This window comes from uncultured Roseibium sp. (assembly GCF_947496995.1).
Lineage (GTDB): Bacteria > Pseudomonadota > Alphaproteobacteria > Rhizobiales > Stappiaceae > Roseibium.
This window is the reverse complement of the sequence record NZ_CANMFD010000007.1, coordinates 115,334-133,878: the sequence shown is the minus strand read 5'-3', so window position 1 is coordinate 133,878 and position 18,545 is coordinate 115,334. Positions and strand designations below refer to the sequence as shown.

General features: G+C 58.9%; 16 protein-coding genes. 5 read left to right on the top strand and 11 right to left on the bottom strand.

Annotation, left to right across the window (positions count from 1 at the left end):
- Position 1: 1 nt before the first annotated feature.
- From Q1B40_RS22840 to Q1B40_RS22790, 11 genes are all read right to left on the bottom strand, one after another.
- Entirely contained in the window at positions 2 to 1,063 is a 1,062-nt protein-coding gene (locus Q1B40_RS22840; protein ID WP_299820150.1) for a class II aldolase/adducin family protein, read from the bottom strand.
- On the bottom strand, positions 1,060 to 2,649 hold the full coding sequence (locus tag Q1B40_RS22835) for a glycerol-3-phosphate dehydrogenase (protein WP_299820147.1): 1,590 nt from the start codon (positions 2,647 to 2,649) through the stop codon (positions 1,060 to 1,062). Before Q1B40_RS22835 ends, Q1B40_RS22840 begins: the two co-directional genes overlap by 4 nt.
- Before the next feature lie 13 nt (positions 2,650 to 2,662).
- Positions 2,663 to 3,703, bottom strand: a complete 1,041-nt coding sequence (locus Q1B40_RS22830; protein ID WP_299820144.1) for a 2-hydroxyacid dehydrogenase — start codon at positions 3,701 to 3,703, stop codon at positions 2,663 to 2,665.
- Entirely contained in the window at positions 3,700 to 5,259 is a 1,560-nt protein-coding gene (locus Q1B40_RS22825) for an FGGY-family carbohydrate kinase (protein ID WP_299820141.1), read from the bottom strand. The genes Q1B40_RS22830 and Q1B40_RS22825 overlap by 4 nt, the downstream gene beginning before the upstream one ends.
- Positions 5,256 to 6,383: an ABC transporter ATP-binding protein gene (locus tag Q1B40_RS22820; RefSeq protein WP_299820138.1), complete on the bottom strand. Its 1,128-nt coding sequence runs from the start codon at positions 6,381 to 6,383 to the stop codon at positions 5,256 to 5,258. Before Q1B40_RS22820 ends, Q1B40_RS22825 begins: the two co-directional genes overlap by 4 nt.
- Positions 6,380 to 7,489, bottom strand: a complete 1,110-nt coding sequence (locus Q1B40_RS22815; protein ID WP_299820135.1) for an ABC transporter ATP-binding protein — start codon at positions 7,487 to 7,489, stop codon at positions 6,380 to 6,382. Before Q1B40_RS22815 ends, Q1B40_RS22820 begins: the two co-directional genes overlap by 4 nt.
- A 4-nt stretch (positions 7,490 to 7,493) precedes the next feature.
- Entirely contained in the window at positions 7,494 to 8,351 is an 858-nt protein-coding gene (locus Q1B40_RS22810; protein ID WP_299820132.1) for a carbohydrate ABC transporter permease, read from the bottom strand.
- A 2-nt stretch (positions 8,352 to 8,353) separates the two neighbouring features.
- A complete protein-coding gene (locus tag Q1B40_RS22805; protein WP_068415886.1) occupies positions 8,354 to 9,277 on the bottom strand; it encodes a carbohydrate ABC transporter permease in 924 nt (307 codons plus the stop codon).
- Positions 9,278 to 9,382: 105 nt separating this feature from the next.
- The gene (locus Q1B40_RS22800; RefSeq protein WP_299820127.1) at positions 9,383 to 10,822 is read right to left on the bottom strand and encodes an ABC transporter substrate-binding protein; all 1,440 of its coding nucleotides are present in this window, start codon (positions 10,820 to 10,822) and stop codon (positions 9,383 to 9,385) included.
- Between the two features lie 46 nt (positions 10,823 to 10,868).
- Positions 10,869 to 11,852: a sugar-binding transcriptional regulator gene (locus tag Q1B40_RS22795; protein WP_299820124.1), complete on the bottom strand. Its 984-nt coding sequence runs from the start codon at positions 11,850 to 11,852 to the stop codon at positions 10,869 to 10,871.
- Positions 11,853 to 12,204: 352 nt separating this feature from the next.
- Complete coding sequence (locus Q1B40_RS22790) at positions 12,205 to 13,095, bottom strand: LysR family transcriptional regulator (RefSeq protein ID WP_299820121.1); 891 nt, start codon at positions 13,093 to 13,095, stop codon at positions 12,205 to 12,207.
- A 118-nt stretch (positions 13,096 to 13,213) separates the two neighbouring features.
- Here Q1B40_RS22790 and Q1B40_RS22785 point away from each other — a divergent pair, with 118 nt between their 5' ends.
- The 5 genes from Q1B40_RS22785 (at position 13,214) to Q1B40_RS22765 (ending at position 18,516) form a co-directional block, all read left to right on the top strand.
- Entirely contained in the window at positions 13,214 to 14,368 is a 1,155-nt protein-coding gene (locus tag Q1B40_RS22785) for an ABC transporter ATP-binding protein (RefSeq protein WP_299820118.1), read from the top strand.
- Entirely contained in the window at positions 14,368 to 15,288 is a 921-nt protein-coding gene (locus tag Q1B40_RS22780) for a carbohydrate ABC transporter permease (protein ID WP_299820115.1), read from the top strand. The genes Q1B40_RS22785 and Q1B40_RS22780 overlap by 1 nt, the downstream gene beginning before the upstream one ends.
- A complete protein-coding gene (locus Q1B40_RS22775) occupies positions 15,285 to 16,232 on the top strand; it encodes a carbohydrate ABC transporter permease (RefSeq protein WP_299820113.1) in 948 nt (315 codons plus the stop codon). The genes Q1B40_RS22780 and Q1B40_RS22775 overlap by 4 nt, the downstream gene beginning before the upstream one ends.
- Before the next feature lie 121 nt (positions 16,233 to 16,353).
- Entirely contained in the window at positions 16,354 to 17,616 is a 1,263-nt protein-coding gene (locus tag Q1B40_RS22770; protein WP_299820111.1) for an ABC transporter substrate-binding protein, read from the top strand.
- Positions 17,617 to 17,691: 75 nt separating this feature from the next.
- Positions 17,692 to 18,516, top strand: coding sequence for a phosphodiesterase (locus Q1B40_RS22765; protein ID WP_299820109.1), 825 nt, complete (start codon positions 17,692 to 17,694; stop codon positions 18,514 to 18,516).
- Positions 18,517 to 18,545: the final 29 nt, after the last annotated feature.

Below are 18,545 nucleotides of genomic sequence, written 5' to 3'. Positions count from 1 at the left end.
GTCAGCGCCCTGCCTTGTTGAGGGACTGCCGATAAACCTCGGCATCCCAGTCAAGCAGCTCGGCTTCCTGATCTTCAGACAAACGGGACACCGTGGCCTGAGGCGCGATCCGCACAAGGACGTCTCCCAGAGCCCGCGCAAGGGCGATATCGGAAGCAGTCGCGGTGTCCGGCATCGCGACACCATGTCCAGGCACGATCACCAGCTTGCTCGGAAACTGCTGCTGCCCGGCGCGATCCAGCACGTCAGTCAGCTGCTCGCCTTCACGGACAATCGTTACTCCGGGGCCCAGAAAGACCAGGTGATCGGGATAAAGCGTCCGGCCATCGGCGAGCATCAGCAACCGTGCATTATGAGCGATCTTTTGGGTTGGTCCGTGCGGCACGGGTATCCAGCCACTCCCGGACAACCGGTCCTGAAACGCATCGTCAATACCGGCCGATCCGGCAAGTGAAGACGGTGCAAGCCGGGCACTGACCTCCTGAAGAAGATTGTGGGCTTCGGTCACCGTTGCACCACACGTCACCAGCCCATGGTTGCCCAGGATCAGGATCTGCGTTCCGCCGGGCGCATGTTCACGGATGGCGCGGGCAAGGTCGATGCCCGGCTTGGCATAGGGTATAAACGCGTAAGGAAGGCCTGCCAGTTTGCTCTTGACGAACGCAGGCGCATCCGTTCTGACAGCCGCCGCAATCGTCGCGACACAATGGGTGTGCAGCACCACGGTGGCTGGCATGGAGGCGTGAACGGTCGCTTCAATGGACGCGCGCAGCCCGGACGGGTTTTCTTCCCGACATGTAAACGGACCGACATCATCGGCTCTGCCATCATCAGCCGCAAGCGCTTCGGTCAGTGCTTCATGGTAGACCGGGACGAACAGGTCGGTGCTCAGCGCGTCGGAGAGCCAGGTGCCGGAAGCTTTCACCCACATCAGATCACCGGACTTGATGGAGGTATTTCCCCCCGGCCCCTGAACCTGCAGCGGATCGGAGCCAAGCTCTGCGGACACGGCGCGCAGGGCAGTGAATTCCGGATTGGACTGAAGCTCTGAATAGAGTGTCATGCCGCCCCTCTTATGCCTGTCAGCCATGTCTCGACGGAGGCTTTTTCGTCATCTGTCAGGAACAGCCCGTGTTTCGTGCGCCGAACCAGCATGTCGTCCGCTGTCCGCGCCCATTCATGATCCAGCAACCAGCGGGCTTCAACCTCATAGAAGAGACCGCCGAAATGAGCCCCAAGATCAGCCGGACAAGACGCCCCCGCCAGCAGCTTCGCCGCGTCTGTGCCGTAGCAAAGCACATAGTGCTCAGCCAGTCCTTCCGGCAGCCAGGGATTTGATTGGCGGAACGACACCGCCCACTCGCTTGACGCCCGCCCGGAAAAGTCCCCGCCGGGCAGAGAAGCGCTCGCCGTCCAGGCAGGCTTCATCTTCGGGAAGAACGGAACCAGGTGATCGAGAGCGTGTTCCGCCAGCTTGCGATAGGTGGTCAGCTTGCCACCGAACGCACTGAGCAGCGGCGCGCCCTCCCAGGTGGACTTGTCCTCTTGAGATTTACCCTTGCCTCCCTTGGAGCCTGTATCCAGCTCAAAGGTGTAATCGCGGGTAACGGCAGAGGCCGATTTGTCATCGTCATCGTTGAACAGGGGCCGAACACCTGAATAGGAGTGCAGGATATCCGATCCGCTCAGGTGCCGGGTGAAGTAGGTGTTCAGAATGCCGAGCAGGTAGTCGATTTCGCCCTGATCGATCTTCACGTCTTCGGGCCTTCCGTCAAACGGCACATCGGTGGTGCCGACCAGAGCCAGACCCTCGAAATACGGATTGACGAAGATAATGCGCTTGTCCGGAGCCTGCAGGACAAAACCATTGTCTCCTGTCCACCACTTGGGAAGGATGATGTGACTACCCTTCACCAGCCGGACAGACGAGCCTGAGTTCACCTTGTCGACGGAAGACAGAACCTTCTCCACCCAGGGGCCTGCCCCATTGAAGATGGCTCTTGCGTGAACCTCCCGCCAGTCACCCGTCTCGACATCGCGCAAAGTTGCACACCAGAGCTCTCCCTTACGCCGGGCACCGGAGAGTTCGGTCCGGGTCAGGATCTCCGCGCCGCGCCGCGCCGCATCCACGGCATTCAGGACCACGAGGCGTGCATCATCGATCCAGACATCCCAATAGGCAAAGCCACTTTGGAATTCAGATTTGATCAGCCCATCCGGCCATTCCGATTGAAGGTTGACGGCCCTGGACGCCGGGATGCGCTTTCTCCCTCCCAGATGGTCATAGAGAAACAACCCGAGCCGAATGAGCCAGCGCGGTCTTTGCTCCGGACTGTGAACCAGAATGAGCCGCAAGGGCTTGGCCAGATGCGGGGCGACATCAAGCACGACCTCGCGCTCGATCAGGGCTTCGCGCACCAGGCGGAATTCGTAATACTCCAGATAGCGCAGACCGCCGTGAATGTATTTCCCGGACCTGGAAGATGTTCCCTCTGACAGATCGCCCTTCTCGCACAGAAGGACGGACAGTCCCCGTCCGACCGCGTCCCGGGCCACACCAACCCCATTGATGCCGCCGCCCACGACAAGCAGATCGAAGGGATCGGCTTCGGTGCCCGATGGCGTTTGGTGAGAAACCTTGTCTGTCATGACCACACCATCCTCAGCACGGGTTCAGAGGCGGCCCGCCATCAAGCCAGCGCCGAACTTCCTCGGCCGCCTTGGCAGCGGCGATACGGACCGTCTTGAGCGAGGCACCGGCGATATGCGGCGTCAGCGTGACATTGGGCAGTTGCAACAGCGGCAAGTCGGGCGGTGTCGGCTCAACAGCGAAGGTTTCAAGCATCGCTCCGCCCAGGTGCCCGGACACCAGCGCGTCATGCAGCGCGTCGTAATCCATAAGAGGCCCCCTGGCGGTGTTCACCAGCAAAGCGCCACGCTTCATGGCCGCAAGCTCTTTTGCGCCGATCATGCCCCGTGTTTCCTCCGTCACACGCGGATGAAGCGAGACCACGTCCGAGTTCTGCAACAGGACATCGAGCGAGACATGCTCCACCCCGGCCCGTGCGTCCTCTGCGGACAACTGAACATAGGGATCACACACCAGTATCCTTGTGCCAAAGGCCCGCAGCAGCCGGACGACCCGGGTTCCCACGGCGCCATAGCCGATCACACCGACCGTCATGTCGGACAGCTCATCACCGGCAACGTCGGAGCGATAGAGGTCTCCCCGGTATGTGCCCTCGCGCAGGGCTTCATGGCCCCGGGTGATGTTGCGCGTTTCCGTGATGATGGCCCCGATGGTGAACTCGGCAACAGCGGAGGCATTGCGGCCCGGTGTATTCACCACCAGAACTTTATGGTCCGCCGCGGCGTCCATCGCCACATTGACAGGACCGCCCCTTGAGACGGCCACAAGCTTGAGCATGGGCGCGGCCTCGAACACGGATCGCGACAAAGGCGCAAGATGGGTCACCAGAACAGGCGCATCACCCAGATGCTCCAGAACCATTTCCGGCGTCCCCATATACTCCTTCAGCCCCTCCATGCCCGGAACGGCATAGCCGTGCTCCATGGGTTCGTCGGGCCAGGCAAGATCAAGTGTCTTGCAGGTAATGCGGTCGCCGCAGGCGTCATGCAGCGCCGCTGCAAACATTTCGGACAGCATGAACCGGTCGCCGATAATGGCCACTTCTGTTGTCATGACAGCTTTCTCCGGGCGAGGTCTTGTGCATGCCACGTCTCGGACATGGCTTTTCGGGTGGACAGATAGGCAGGAAACAAGGCGTCGTAGACGTCGGCGAGCTCCGGATCCGGTTCCTCTGCAGGTTCGACCAGAGGATCGACCCAGTCGCGTGTGACCGACGTCAGGTCCGGATAGAGCCCTTGCTGGACCGCTGCCATCATGACGGCCCCGGCAGCCCCAGCCTCCGGCTGGGCCACGGTCTTGACCGGAGCCCGCAGCGCTGCCGCCAGCAGCTTTTTGAGCGCGGCTGATTTGGCAGCTCCTCCCGTCAGGTGAATTTCACCCGGAATTCGGCCAAGCGCCGTGTAGCAATCCCGCGACGCCAGAACCAGGCCGTCAAAGACACCGCGCAGGATGTCAAACCATCCGGTGTTCTGATCCAGCCCGGACAAGGACGCGCGGGCGAGCGGTTCGGAAAACGGCCCTCGCTCTCCGGCAGAGGAAATATAAGGCAGATAGAAGGCTGCCCCCGGACGAGCGGCCAGAACCTGATCGTCCAGCCGGGCCAGAAGATCCGCCTGCGTTGCCTCAACACCGGCGGCAGCCAGAACCTCCCGCATCAGGCCCAGCGCCCAGTCGATGTTCAGCGTTGCCGCCATGTTGGTCTGTATCTGCGCGAATGCACCCCCGGGAAACGGCATTGTGTAGCCGGTCATGTCGGGATTGAGCACAACCTCGCCGGCACCCGGCACAAAGCGCATATGCATGCCGGTCGAACCGAGGATGGTCATGCCCCGATCCGCAGACGCATCATGCAGTCCGGCTCCCAGCGCGCAGCACATCACGTCAACGCTTCCAAGACAGACCGGAAGACCGGCCGGTAGCCCGATCAGGGAAGCCGCCTGCGCTGTCATGGCATGGGTCTGGCGCGTGCCGTCAACAATCGGCGGCAGCAGATGTCGATAGGCCCTGAGGCCAAGGGCATCCACCACGTCTTCGCTGTAGGTGCCCTCCTTGTAGGAGCCGAAGGTGAACCCGGCTTCGGACACATCGGAGGCCGTGATGCCGGTCATCTTGAGGTAGAGCCAGTCCTTGCAATGCAAGGCAGCGGCGCTGCGCTTCAGAAGCTCTGGCGCGGTGCGCGCAAGATGGACCAGGTGCGTGCGCATCTGGCAGACATTCAGTCCCGTCGCCGTCTCCCGGTAGATCGTGTCGATTGCATCGGATGCGCACAGGTCCCGGGCCGTTTCCGCCGCCCGCGCATCCAGCCACAGCCAGCCATCATCGACAGGCTTGCCATCCGCATCGATCAACCAGGTACCATCGCCCTGCCCCGTGACGGCCAGCGCACGGACACTTGCAGAACCGCCGGGCAGCTGCTCGACAAGTTCCTTGAGGACTACAACCGTATCCTGCCAGGTGCGCGCCATGTCCTGCACCACGCCGCCATTGGGCAAGGTGGTATAGGCATTGCGCCGGTGGGCAATCGCAATCTGATGGCCCTTGAGGTCATAGGCGACGGCCTTGATGACCGACGTGCCCGCATCCAGCCCGATCAGCACCTCAGGGTTCATTCCACACCTCCCCCATGAGAGAAGGCAGCACCGGTGTCGGAATGGAAGAGATGAAGGTCGCCGGCATCCAGCTCAATGCCGATGTTCTGGCCCGGCGCATGACGGGCCCGGTCATGCCGGACCGAAACGATGGTCTGTCCGGCGAAATAGGCTGCGATGTGTGTCTGATCACCCAGCCACTGATTGGCAAAGACTTCAGCAGGCTGGCCGGTTTCTGTAATTTTTACCGCATGCGGGCGCACGCCCATCATGAACTGTTTCTCCAGCAGCAACCTGTCCTTGAGACGCGGTGAAAAAGCACCGGCGGGAAAAGACAGGCTCACACCCTCTTCCAGATGCAGCTTGATGAGATCATCCGCAACCTCGGCCTGAACCGGAAAGACGTTCATGGGCGGTTCGCCGATGAAGGTGCCGGTAAAGAGGTTTGCCGGGCGGTCCTTGAGATGCTCAGGCGTATCATATTGCTGCAGAAAACCGCCTTCCATCACGGCGATCCGGTCCGCAAGCGCATTGGCCTCGGTCTGGTCGTGCGTGACGAGAATGGCCGTCAGGCCGCGCTGCTTGATGAAGTGCTTGATCCGGCCGCGCAAGAGCGCACGCAACTGGGGCTCCAACTGCCCCATCGGCTCATCGAGCAGATGCAGGTCCGCCTTGCGGATCAAGGCCCGGGCCAGACTGACCCGCTGTTGCTGACCGCCGGAAATCGACCCGGGCGAGCGCTCCAGAATGTCACTGATTTCAAGCAGATGAGCGATCTCCGTTACCTTGGCCTTGATCTCCGCCTTGTCGAGACGTTCCGACTTGAGAGCAAAGGCAATGTTCTCCGCGACGGAAAGCGGCGGATAGAGCGAATAGCCTTCAAAGGCCATGGCGACATTGCGCTTTGCCGGATGCAGCCCGTGCACCGGACGCCCCTTGATCAGGACCTCGCCGGAGGTCACCGCCTCGAACCCGGCAATCATGCGCAGGGTCGAGGTCTTGCCGCAGCCGGATGACCCAAGAAGGGCAACGATCTCGCCGGCGGCGACAGTCAAATTCAGGTCGCTGACCGCCTGAACCGGATGACGGGATGTCTCGTTGTAGATCTTGTTGATACCCTGGAGGGTGAGCAAACCATCACTCATGCTGCTCTCTCCGCTGCCTGATTGCTGCCATTCGGATCTATGCGGAGACCTGTCTCCCGGTCGAACAGAACAGCATCGCTCGGATCGATCGTGATGTGGACCGTGCCGGACTCTGGTGCCGGCGTACCGGACGGCCGCGACAAGAGGATTTCGCGCTTGCGCAGCGTGGTGACCAGGGTGACGGATTTCTCATTGAAGGGTGTTTCGGCTTCGATGGTCACCGGCACGCCGTCACTGGCATCGGTGAAACTCAGCGCCTCGGGCCGCAGGCCAAGAACACACTCCTTGCCCGCATAGCCTGCCAATCCGGGATCAAGCTGGATCCTTCGGTCGGACAGCATGGCGTGGACCCCGGACGCATCGCTGACCGGAATCACATCAAGCAGGTTGATGGTCGGATCGCCAAAGAGTTTGGCTATATTGATGGTCGCAGGCTTGCGGTAGATTTCCTCAGGCGTTCCATTCTGGATGATGTGACCGCCGTCAAGGACCGCAATCCTGTCGCCAAGCGCCATTGCCTCGCGGTAGTCCTGCGTCACATAGATGACCGTCGCGCCCTGGTCAGACAGCAAACGCGGCAGCTCGAGGCGCATCTCGAACCGCAGCTTGGCATCCACATTGCGCAAGGGATCATCCAGCAACAGGACCTTGGGTTCTGACACCAGCGCTCTTGCCAGAGCCGTTCGCTGCTTCTGGCCGTTCGACAAGGCCTTCGGCGTGTGGTCCAGAACGTGGTCGATCTTCAGCAGCCGTGCAACGGCCTCAACACCCTTGCGGATCTGATCACCGGTCTTTTTGCGCGCGGTCAGCGGACTGGCGATGTTGTCGTAAGCGCTCATGTGGGGAAACAGCGCGAAGTTCTGAAACGCCATGCCGATGCCGCGGTGTTCGGGCAGCACATCGCTTACACTCGCCCCGCCCAGAAGCACATCGCCGCTGTCCGGTTCGATGGCCCCGGCAATGCAGCGGAGCAGGACGGTTTTGCCGGCACCCGAGGGGCCAAACAAGACCAGCGTGCTGCCTTGAGGCACATCCAGGTCGATACCCGACAGGACGGCGTCTTCCTTGAAGCTCTTTACGAGATTCCTGATTTCTATGCGGCTCATGAGATCATCCTTTCACCGCGCCGAGCGACAAGCCTTCCACCAGATACTTCTGAGCCCATAGGGCGAGCAGCAGGGTGGGAGCGATTGACATGACGATTGCAGCGGCGATCTGGCCATACTGGATGCCCGACGCCGTGACGAAGGCGAGTGCGCCGACGGTCACCGGCTGCTTGTCGGCGGAGGCCAGTACCAGTGCGAAAACGAAGTTGTTCCAGGCGAAGATGAACGCCAGAAGTCCGGCAGCTGCAATGCCTGGGCCAGCCAGCGGCAGGGCGATCTTTCTGAAGGTCGCGAACCAGCCATGCCCTGCAATCCGGTAGGCATGTTCGATGTCCGGCGAAATATCTTCAAAATACCCGCGCACGATCCACAGGATCAAAGGCAGGCAGATCAGCTGATAGACCCAGATCAAACCGACATAAGTGTTCGCCAGACCGAGAGACTGAAAATACAGTGTCAGCGGCAAAAGCACCAGCAAAGGCGGCGCAAACCGGAAAGACAGCAGCGTGAAGGCGATGTCTTCAGAGCCTTTGAACTTGTGCCGGGCAAAGGCATAAGCTGCAGGCACGCCGAGCACCAGCGCGAGCGCGACCGAACCGACCGACAGGATGACCGAGTTCATCAGATTGCCCATGAACTGAATGCTCATGGAAGCAACGTTGGAATCCAGCCGACCGGCGATGATCGCAGCATAGTTCTTGAAGGTTGGCACAAAGGCCATGCTCGGTGGAGAGCGCAGGATAGTCTCGTTCGTCTGCAGGGACATGAGCACGATCCAGAAGATCGGGAACATGAAGAACAGCACCACGAGGGCCAGCGCGACGGCGCGCAGAATGCGCTCGAGCGGGGACATGTGATCCATGGTTACGCCTCCCCTCTGGCACGCTCACGAAGGCGCAGCCAGTTTTTGACGAATATGTTCGACAGGACATAGGTGATGGCCCACAGGATCATCAGCAGAGCCGCCGATCGCCCGACATTGGTGGATTGGAAGAAGTTCAAGTAAGCCTCGACCTGGAAAACCATCAGTTTGTCGCCGGGCCCTCCCTGGGTCATGGCGTAGATGATGTCGAACTGCTGAATGGAATCGAGCAGCCGGAACAGGGCCGCTGTCAGAATATACGGCGACAGCATGGGCAGCGTGATCCGCCAGAACTGCTCGAGCCGCGGCACGCCATCCAGCGCGGCAGCTTCAAACGGCTGGGTCGGCAGCGAGCGCAGGCCTGCCAGCAGCAGGATCATGATGAACGGCGTATAGACCCACACATCAACCAGAATGACCGTCAGCAGTGCGGTGTCAGGCGAAGACGCCCAGCGGAAGTCCTGGAAACCCGCCAGTTGCATGAAGTAGCTCAGAATTCCGAAATTCGAATTGGTCATCAGTTTGAACATCAGCGCGGCCAGCGCCGGCGCGGTCATCAGCGGCATCAGCAGCATGATCGACACGAAGTTGTTCACCCGGCTGCGCTTTTGAAGCAGCAGCGCAATCCCCAGGCCCAGCAGCAATTCCAGGACCACGGTCAGTCCGGCGTAGGTCAGCGAGACCTGCAGCGTGTTCCAGAAATCAGGATCGGTGAAAAAATTCAGATAGTTCTCGCCCCAGTTCATGCCCCGGTTCCACGGCTGGGACATGCGATAGCGCTGAAGCGAATAGTAGACGGCCGTCCCGAACGGGATCAGGATCCCGATGCACACCAGAAGTGCCGGCAGACTGAGCAGATAGGGGAGCATCGTCCTCGACAGACGGCTGGACCGCCGCATAACCGGCATGTCGGCTTGAACAGACATAGAACCTCCGTGACAAAGCGGCCGGGCAGCGCTGCTGCCGTCGCCGGTTCATCGGAAAAATGTGCAGGGCACCGCCCTGCACACGTCAGTTGGGATTGAGAGACCTTAGCGCAGACCGGCTTCCGCCAGCTGCTTGTTCATGCTGGCTGCAAGCTGATCCAGCCCCTCGTCAACCGGGACTTCCCTGGCAACCATGCGCTGAAGCATGGCGGCCCAGTCGGTTGTCATGTCGAAGAACAGCGGCTGCGGCGTGAACTTGATCGACGCACCGGGAGCAGACGCATTGTACATGTCCACATAGCCCGGATAGCCGTTGTTCAGCTTCTCCTTGAACATCTCGTCTTCCCAGACCGAATTGCGGACCGGATCCACGAAGTCCATCTTGCGGGCACCGAACAGCGCATGCTCCGGCCCGGAAGCCCACTGCATGAAGTACCAGGTCGCATCCAGATCCTTGGAGGCCTTGGTCATGGCCAGCGACCAGATCCAGATGTTCGGGGTCGGAGCTTTTGCCTCGGGATTGGCTGCAAAGCCGGCATAAGCCAGTTCGCCCGCCATGGCGTTGTCGCCGCCATTCATGAAGTAGCCAAGAATATCGGCGTCGAAGATCATGGCCGATTTGCCGGCGCCCAGATCCGTGCCAACCTGATACCAGGTATGGGTCGACCAGTCGGCAGCGCCGCTGTCCTGGATCATCTTGACCCAATCCGCATGAAACGCCTTGGACCCGGCCGTGTTCATGGCAGCCGACAGCTTGCCGTCATCGTTGGTCAGATCCATTTCGCCGAAGTTGGAATAGGCGGACAGGAAGCCCGGATGGATCGTCGCCCAGGAGCGTGAGCCACGCACACCGATGCCGTAAATGCCGTCCGTATCGGCCTGAACCTTGGCGGCGGCTTCCATGAGTTCGCTCATGTTTGTCGGAACGGCAACGCCGGCCTTGTCGAGCATGCCCTTGTTGAAGGTCAGGTTGTTCTGCTCATAGCCCCACGGAATACACCACTGCTTGGCATCGTCGGAGCCCAGCTCACCTCCCGGAACGCCGTTCCAGGCACAGGACTTGCGCACGCCTTCCAGCATGTCGGCCCAGTTGTAATTCGGGTTGGTCTTTTCCGGATCGTTGATCCATTCGTTGTGATCGACAATCCAGCCGGCCGGGCCATAGGTCCAGGTCATGTATGCGCCGGTCATGAAGGCATCATATTCACTGGATCCGGAGGAAAGCGCCGCCGTCACCTTGTCGAAATAGACATCTTCGGGAAACACGTCATAGGTGACGTCCATGCCGGTCAGTTCCTTGAACGCATCCAGATTTGCGATCATGGCATCTGTGTAAGGGTGTTTGTTCAAAAGCAGCTTGATGCTTTTGCCGGAATGCTTTTTCCAGTCGAAATCTGCCGCTAGCGCCTGTGTCGCCATCAGGTTGTGCAGTGTTCCGGCCGAAGCTGCCGTCAGACCCATAGCGCCAAGGCGCTTGATCAGACTTCTTCTGCTCATCCCGCCGCTCAAGAACGTGGAAATGAGATCCTTTTCCTTCTCATGCATAGTCTTTCCTCCCAAAAAGCCCTGACTTTTAAATCGCTCCCGGCGTCTATGTCGGAGGCAATGCGACGACAGCCCGGGCCGTGGCTTCGTCAGTTATCAATCCGGTCAGAAGTCCGCTGGCCAAGGCTGCGCAAATCGCCGGTATTTTGGTCGCACCGCCGGCAATCGCGACCACTTCCCTGCCCTTCAGGCTTTGAAGCGGCGCGGCCATGACACGGTCGTCATAGGGGCTGGACAGGATGCTGCCGTCGGCACTCAGGAACTGGCCGAGCATTTCAGCGACGGCTCCTGCCTTTCGAAGGTCTTCCGCGGCCAGCGCCCCATCCAGCATCGAGGCGCTGATGCCCCCTTCACCGCTGCCGATGTCTCCCACGCCAACGACAATCAGCGTGGCCTGCTCGATCAGGCTCATGGTTTCGGAAATGCCGAACTGGTTCAGCATGACCTGTTTGTCTTCCGCCGAGTTCGCATAAAGCGGCGCCGGCATCAGATAGGACGCAGCGCTGGTCTTTTGCGACAGACGGTGGATCACGTCGTAGGGGTTGGCGGCGAACGACCGCGTCAAACCGCCCAGAACAGATACGAATTTAACATCCGGGGAGGCCTGGCGGCCCATGGCATTCACCGAGGCCGCCAGGGTTCTTCCGTTGCCAACGCCGATCACCTGATGCTTACGGCCGGCTGCAGCCTGCATGATGAAATCGCCGCCAACGACGGACAGGGTCTTGAGGGGGATTGGATTGGAATCCGGCACCTCCATGCCGATCCGGCAGTATCCCAAACCATAACGGCGCATCAGCTCCGTTTCGAGCTGGACGCAATCGGTCGCCTCGACATCGACGAAAATCCGCACCAGGCCTTCATTCTGCGCACGGGCAATATAGCGATGCGCCCGTGTATTCGGCACGTTCAGGCGTTTGGCGACTTCGCTCTGCGTCATACCGCCAACGTAATGCAGCCAGGCAGCTCTCGCCGCCAGATCGGCATCACTGTCGCTTTTCGCGATCGCCAGGCTTCGACCTTCAATCATCAAGACATTCTCTCAACTGAAAGATATTCCAGATTTGGAATTTATTTCATCAATCATAGACACAGGCCAGCGGAGAGTTCAAGTCCTCAGAGGCACATGAATTTATCGAGCCATAAATTGAGCAAATCGCTGCGCTGCAACGACGGGTGAGTTCGACTTTGAACCAAGGCCCATGAACCAAGCGTTCTTCCGGGATCGGACTGGCGGGAATTCACTCGATTTGACCTTAGACCCGAGTTCCTTCCATCCGATTCAGAGCGGGTAGCCTCCCACCCGGATCAATGGCGTTTAGCGGGGCATATCAATGCCGTCGATAAGACCCGGAACTCATTTATCGCCTGGGGAATCGCGGTCAGAACGATTGCTCTGCCTTTGCTTCCACAGCAACATCCAGAAAGCTTCTGATGAGCTTGAGGTCCTGCTTGTCTGAGGGAACAGCGATACAGTCGCGGTATTCTTCCGGCATTTCGATGATCGGAACCGCCGACAATTTTTCCGACGGGTGAAGACTGTTTTCCAGAAGCAGGCCGATGCCCAGCCCGTGCAGGATCGCTTCCTTCACCATCGGGAATGTTGTCGTTTGAATGATCCGGTAAAAATCCAGACCGTATTTCTCGATCTTCCGGCGCGCGATTTTCTGGGTCAGGGACCCGTCTTCGGGCAGAATGAGCGTATCGCTCTGCAGTTGAGACAGAGACAGTTTTTCTGCCTGTGCCAGCGGATGGTCATGGCGCATGTGGGCCATATAGACGGTACGGCGCAATTCGCGCGTGAAAAGCGCCTTGCTTTCCTGGGGTTCGGTCACGATGGCAATATCCACCTTGCGATCGGCAAGCAGGCTCATGGAGCTTGCCCAGTCATAAAGCGTGAAATCTATATTGACCTTGGGAAAGAGCTCACCGTACCGGGCGATGATGGGCATGGCTGGACGGGGTGCATTCGCGATAATTCGAATATGACCGTCCGTCAGGGCTCCGTAATCATTGACCTTTTCCGTTACAAGCTGATCGAGCGTCGTGAGCCGTTCGGTGATTTGGAACAGTTCGTTTCCCGCACGTGTCAGTTCCACGCCGTCCCGGCGCCGCACAAAAAGCAGCGTCCCCATCGTTTTTTCAAGTTTGGCTACATGCTGCGTCACCGATGACTGGGTGACATTCAGCTGTTGGGCTGCGCGGGAAAAACTGCGTTCACGGGCAACGTAAGTAAATGCGGTGATCTGATAGGGGCTTGGCCGAACGTTCATGACAGTTCCATGTTGGATTTCATGGAAAACTCTAGCTGTCATTAGCGACGCTAATATTACGTCACAGACACTTCAATCAGCCTCGCTAGTTTGCCCTCGACACAACGGGGCAGACTTAATGGCAGCCATATCCTTAAGCGCAATCAAAAAGAACTACGGCGAGACATCCGTCCTTTCCGGAATCGATCTGAGTATCGCCGAAGGCGAATTCCTGACACTTGTCGGCCCGTCCGGCTGCGGCAAATCAACGTTGCTGCGCATCCTGGCAGGTCTGGAGGCTCCGTCTTCCGGCGATGTCCTGATCGACGGAAAACGCGTCAATTCTGTTCGGCCTGCTGACAGGAATCTCGCCATGGTGTTCCAGTCCTATGCCCTTTACCCGCACCTGACCATCGCCCAGAACATCATGACCCCGTTGCGGTTACGGGATCTGTCATTTGCCGAGCGCCTGCCGGTCGCAGGTGCCGTGATCGGCCGCAAAAAACACCGGATGCTCCATCGGCAGGTTGAAGAAACCGCCCGAATTCTGAAAATCGAGCATCTTCTCGACCGCAAACCGGGTCAGCTGTCCGGCGGCCAGCGTCAACGCGCTGCGCTGGGACGCGCCATGGTTCGAAATCCGGCCGCGTTCCTGATGGATGAACCCCTTTCCAATCTCGATGCCGCATTGCGCATCCACATGCGCGCCGAACTTGCAGAACTGCACCGGTCGCTGAAGACGACATTTGTCTATGTCACTCACGATCAGGCCGAGGCGCTGACCATGTCGGACCGGATGGCAGTCATGATGGATGGAAACATCCTTCAACTCGGGACGCCGGACGAGATCTACAACAATCCGCGTGACATCCGGGTCGCTGAATTTGTCGGGGCACCGAAAATCAATCTTCTGGCCGGTCATCTGGACCCCGCCGGCCATGCGCGATGCGCAGATGTTGTCCTCTCGCGCGTGGCGCCGTCAGCCTGTACCGACGTAACCATCGGCCTGAGGCCGGAGCATCTGGCGCTCTGTGACCCGACGGATCCCGAGGCCCTCAAGGGCCGGGTCATTCACAAGGAAAATCTTGGCGCGGACATTTATTTTCATACAGCCATTCAGGACGGCGCCAGTCGGCTTGTTGTTCGGGCATCTCCCGTTGAAGGCAGCGCGATCTCGATCGGCCATGACATCGCTTTCAAGCGCCTACATGGCCTTGCCATGGTGTTCGATCCGTCAGGCAAGCGGATGGATCTGATGACGGAACCGCTCGAACATGTTTCGGAGGTCGCCTGATGCCGTCCTCCAGAGCCCATTGGTGGTTCATCGGCCCGGCGCTGTTTCTGATGGCCGTCATCCTGCTGATGCCGATCGGAATTGCCGGCGTGATGAGCTTCACCAACTACAGTCTCGGTAATCCGGGGGCGGATTGGGTGGGACTTGAAAACTACGAGAAGATCTTCACCCGCTCGACCTATCAGAAGATGTTCGGAGCGACCTTCCGCTATGTCTTTGTGGTGGTTCCCCTGTCGGTCGGTCTGGGCCTTGGTGCTGCGCTCCTCATCAATTCGACCAAACGGTTCGGAGATTTCTACAAGACGATCTATTTCCTGCCGGTCATGGCCGCCCTGATTGCCATGGCAATTGTCTGGGAATTCGCGCTCCACCCCACAATCGGCATCGTCAATTCCACGCTCGAAAAGGGCTGTGGCACGGTTCTGGAAAGCTGGAGCTGGTTTTCGCAGGGATGCGACCGCGGGTTTCCGCTCTGGCTGACCGACCGGGACTACGCCATCTGGACCGTTGCCTTCATCGGTGTGTGGCAGGGCTTCGGCTTCAACATGGTGCTTTATCTTGCCGGCCTGACCTCTGTTCCGCGCGAGCTTTATCAAGCGGCGGAAATGGACGGTGCCAAATCCGCTTGGGAACGGTTTCGGCTGGTGACCTGGCCAATGCTCGGACCGACAACCGTCTTTGTCGTGACAATATCCTTCATCCGCTCGTTTCAGGTGTTCGACACGGTGGAAGCCTTTTATCCGCAAGGCGGCGGGCCTTCGAAGTCCGTCTACGTGATGATGTTCGCCATCTACGAAAAGGCCATTCAGCAAAACCTGATGGGCATTGGTGCGGCAATTACCGTCGTGTTCCTCGTCTTTGTCATGTTCCTCACCCTTGCCCAGCGGTGGCTGGTGGAAAAACGGGTCCATTATTCATGAGCGATCTCTCTTTGCCCGCAAACGGGACAGCATCTGGCGCTTTCAGCGTGCCATCTTTCCGGTTCTCCGCGACGGAAACCCTGAAACATCTGGTGTTGATCCTGGGAAGCCTGATTGTCCTGCTGCCGTTCTATGTGATGCTCAGCTACAGCTTCAAAAGCCCCGCCGAGATCATGCAGAACATCGGAGGGTTTTTCGGCGCCCAGGAATCCTTCCGGGACGATTATTGCGTCAAGCTGGGCAAGGACATTGCCGACTGCATGGTAACCCCGGCGATCTACAATTACACCACGGCCTTTCACAAGGCCCCGCTCGTCCGCTACCTGCTGAACGGCGTCATCATCACGGCGTCCATCTTCTTCATTCAGGTCCTTGTCGCGCTTCCCTGTGCATATGCTCTTGCGAAACTGCGGTTCTGGGGGCGCGAAGCCGTGTTCGGGCTCGTGCTGTTCTGTCTGCTGATCCCGGTTCACGCGATCGCCCTGCCCCTTTACATCATGCTCGCCAAATTGGGCCTTACCAACAGCTACGCCGCACTGGTCATCCCGTGGACGATATCGGTTTTCGGAATTTTCCTGATGCGGCAGTTTTTCATGACCGTTCCAGACGACCTCATAGATGCCGCCCGGATGGACGGAATGAGCGAGTTCTCGATCATCTGGAACGTCATGCTGCCAACCGCCGTTCCGGCCCTTTTGGCTTTCGCGATCTTCTCGGTCGTGGCGCACTGGAATGACTACTTCTGGCCGCGCATCGTCATAACCGGCAACCGGGACCTGTTCACCCCGCCGCTCGGCCTGCGGGAATTCAAGGGCGATGCGGACGGCGACAACTTCGGTCCCATGATGGCGACAGCCACCGTGATCGTGGCCCCGCTCATCATTGCTTTCCTGATCGCCCAAAGACGCTTCATCGAAGGCATCACCCTGAGCGGCATGAAGTAGGCCCGCAAAAAAGGCCGCCTTTGAAAGGCGGCCTCATCACCGAAATCCCGCGAGGGGATCAACCGGGAACGGGCGAGTTTGGCGACCTGACCGCTCCCACGGCAACACCACGGAGACTTCCATGAAAAAGTGCCTCACCGCAATAGCATTTCTTCTCGCCGCCGGCACGGCGCACGCTGAAGAGAAGATCACCATCGAATTCGCATATCCTTACAGCCACCTGTTCGATGTGACCTACGAGAAGATCCTGCCTCTCTTCAACGAGAAATATCCGAACATCGAAGTGAAGATGCGCGCTGCGTATGAATCCTACGAAGACGCTTCCAACACGATCCTGCGGGAAGCTGTTGCCGGAGAACTTCCGGACGTCACCATGCAAGGGCTGAATCGTCAGGCGATCCTGGTCGACAAGGGCATTGCCAAATCACTCGCACCTTTTATCGAGGCTGAAGACGGTTTCGCGACCGAAGGCTACCACGATGCGATGCTGAAACTCGGCACGTTCGGCGGCGAAGTCTACGGCCTGCCGTTCTCCGTTTCCCTGCCTGTCGGCTATTACAACATGGATGTGATGGCCAAGGCCGGCATCACGTCCGCCGACCAGTTGCCGAAAACCTGGGACGAAGTCGTCGCGACTTGCGGCAAGCTGCGCGAAGCCGGTGTCAAAAACCCGATGTTCTGGGGCTGGAACATCACCGGAAACTGGTTCCTGCAAGCGATGATGTGGTCGCAGGACAAAGCCATCATGGAAGGCAACGATTTCCAGATCTCTTCCCCGGAAGGCCTTAAAACCCTTGAAACCATGAAGGGATTGTTCCGCGGCTGCGACATGCAGAATATCGAATGGAAAGCGGCTCTGGCCTCCTTCTCCGCCGGTGAAATCGGCATGATGTACTGGTCGACATCCGCCCTTGGTGCCGTTGAACGCGCCAAAGGCGATTTTGAACTCAAAACCAACGAATTTCCGGGTCTCGAAGCAACGGGACCGAAGGGTCTCCCGGCCGGCGGTAACGCCGCTATGCTGGTTTCCACAAGCAAGGACCCGAACGAATTGCAGGCTGCCTGGAAGTGGCTGAAATTCATTACGTCCGGCCAGGGCGCGGCTGAAGTGGCTCGCACCACAGGCTACATGCCCCCCAACAAGGCAGCCAACGAAGTCATCCTGGCCGATTTCTACAAGAACAACCCGAACAAGGAAACCGCCGTGCGTCAGCTGCCGCTGCTGCGTGACTGGCAGGCCTATCCTGGCGACAACGGTCTTGCCGCGACACAGGTGATCTACGACGGCTTGGAAGGCATCGTTACCGGTGAATACGACGACATGAAGGAACTGCAGGAACAGCTTCAGGAAGAAGTCCAAGACCTGCTGCCGTCCGGTAGCTAAATCCGCACTTTCTTGAATGAGCCGCCCGGTTTCCGGGCGGCTTTTTTCGCCGATACCGACGCCTTCGGGGACATCATGAAACTCATACAGCTGACAGACATACATTTGACAACGCCAGGTCAGACGATCGCCGATCGCGATCCCAATGAAAACTTCAAAAAAGCGCTGAACCATGCACTCTCGTCCCATCCGGATGCAGACCGGATCGTAATTACGGGAGATCTGTCCGACTGGGGTGAAAAGAGCGACTACGAGCGTTTGAAAGCCATTCTTTCGAACGTGCGCATTCCTGTGAGCCTGTGCATCGGCAATCACGACGAACGAGATGTCTTCCTGACCGTTTTTCCGGAACAGGCTGATGAAAACGGCTTTGTGCAGGCCGTATTCGAATTGCCGATCGGCACAGGCATCACTCTGGATACATGGGGGCCCGATTCACACGCCGGGTTTTATTGCGAAAAGCGTCTTGAGTGGCTGTGCGACCAGTTGGACAAGACTGTTGGTCCCGCTTTCCTCTTCATGCACCACAACCCGGTTCCAATCGGCATCGATCCTATGGACAAGATCATGTTGCGCGATACAGATGCCTTTGCCGGCGTGATCGCCAAACACAAGCACAAGATCCGCCATATCTTTCACGGCCACTGCCATCTGCCGCTTTGCGGGTCCTTGCATGGCGTTCCGTTCAGTGCGCCCCGTGGCACCAACCATGCAGGCTGGGCTGATTTCGGCAATGAACGAAACCTGAGTGGTTCCGATTTACCCGAGGCCTACGCGGTCATCCTGACCGATGAGCACTCTGTCATGGTGCATATGATCGAATACGGATACGCCGGCAAAGTCCGCCACGAAGGCTCACCCGACTATGCCGACTGGGACAGATTGACCATGGTCCGTTGAGTAGAAAGGGAACCGGATTGGCGAGCGCT

Bases quoted from the DNA above. Each gene is read 5' to 3' on its own strand.
- Q1B40_RS22840 (WP_299820150.1), bottom strand. From the start codon at position 1,063: ATGACACTCTATTCAGAGCTTCAGTCCAATCCGGAATTCACTGCCCTG.
- Q1B40_RS22835 (WP_299820147.1), bottom strand. From the start codon at position 2,649: ATGACAGACAAGGTTTCTCACCAAACGCCATCGGGCACCGAAGCCGAT.
- Q1B40_RS22830 (WP_299820144.1), bottom strand. From the start codon at position 3,703: ATGACAACAGAAGTGGCCATTATCGGCGACCGGTTCATGCTGTCCGAA.
- Q1B40_RS22825 (WP_299820141.1), bottom strand. From the start codon at position 5,259: ATGAACCCTGAGGTGCTGATCGGGCTGGATGCGGGCACGTCGGTCATC.
- Q1B40_RS22820 (WP_299820138.1), bottom strand. From the start codon at position 6,383: ATGAGTGATGGTTTGCTCACCCTCCAGGGTATCAACAAGATCTACAAC.
- Q1B40_RS22815 (WP_299820135.1), bottom strand. From the start codon at position 7,489: ATGAGCCGCATAGAAATCAGGAATCTCGTAAAGAGCTTCAAGGAAGAC.
- Q1B40_RS22810 (WP_299820132.1), bottom strand. From the start codon at position 8,351: ATGGATCACATGTCCCCGCTCGAGCGCATTCTGCGCGCCGTCGCGCTG.
- Q1B40_RS22805 (WP_068415886.1), bottom strand. From the start codon at position 9,277: ATGTCTGTTCAAGCCGACATGCCGGTTATGCGGCGGTCCAGCCGTCTG.
- Q1B40_RS22800 (WP_299820127.1), bottom strand. From the start codon at position 10,822: ATGCATGAGAAGGAAAAGGATCTCATTTCCACGTTCTTGAGCGGCGGG.
- Q1B40_RS22795 (WP_299820124.1), bottom strand. From the start codon at position 11,852: ATGATTGAAGGTCGAAGCCTGGCGATCGCGAAAAGCGACAGTGATGCC.
- Q1B40_RS22790 (WP_299820121.1), bottom strand. From the start codon at position 13,095: ATGAACGTTCGGCCAAGCCCCTATCAGATCACCGCATTTACTTACGTT.
- Q1B40_RS22785 (WP_299820118.1), top strand. From the start codon at position 13,214: ATGGCAGCCATATCCTTAAGCGCAATCAAAAAGAACTACGGCGAGACA.
- Q1B40_RS22780 (WP_299820115.1), top strand. From the start codon at position 14,368: ATGCCGTCCTCCAGAGCCCATTGGTGGTTCATCGGCCCGGCGCTGTTT.
- Q1B40_RS22775 (WP_299820113.1), top strand. From the start codon at position 15,285: ATGAGCGATCTCTCTTTGCCCGCAAACGGGACAGCATCTGGCGCTTTC.
- Q1B40_RS22770 (WP_299820111.1), top strand. From the start codon at position 16,354: ATGAAAAAGTGCCTCACCGCAATAGCATTTCTTCTCGCCGCCGGCACG.
- Q1B40_RS22765 (WP_299820109.1), top strand. From the start codon at position 17,692: ATGAAACTCATACAGCTGACAGACATACATTTGACAACGCCAGGTCAG.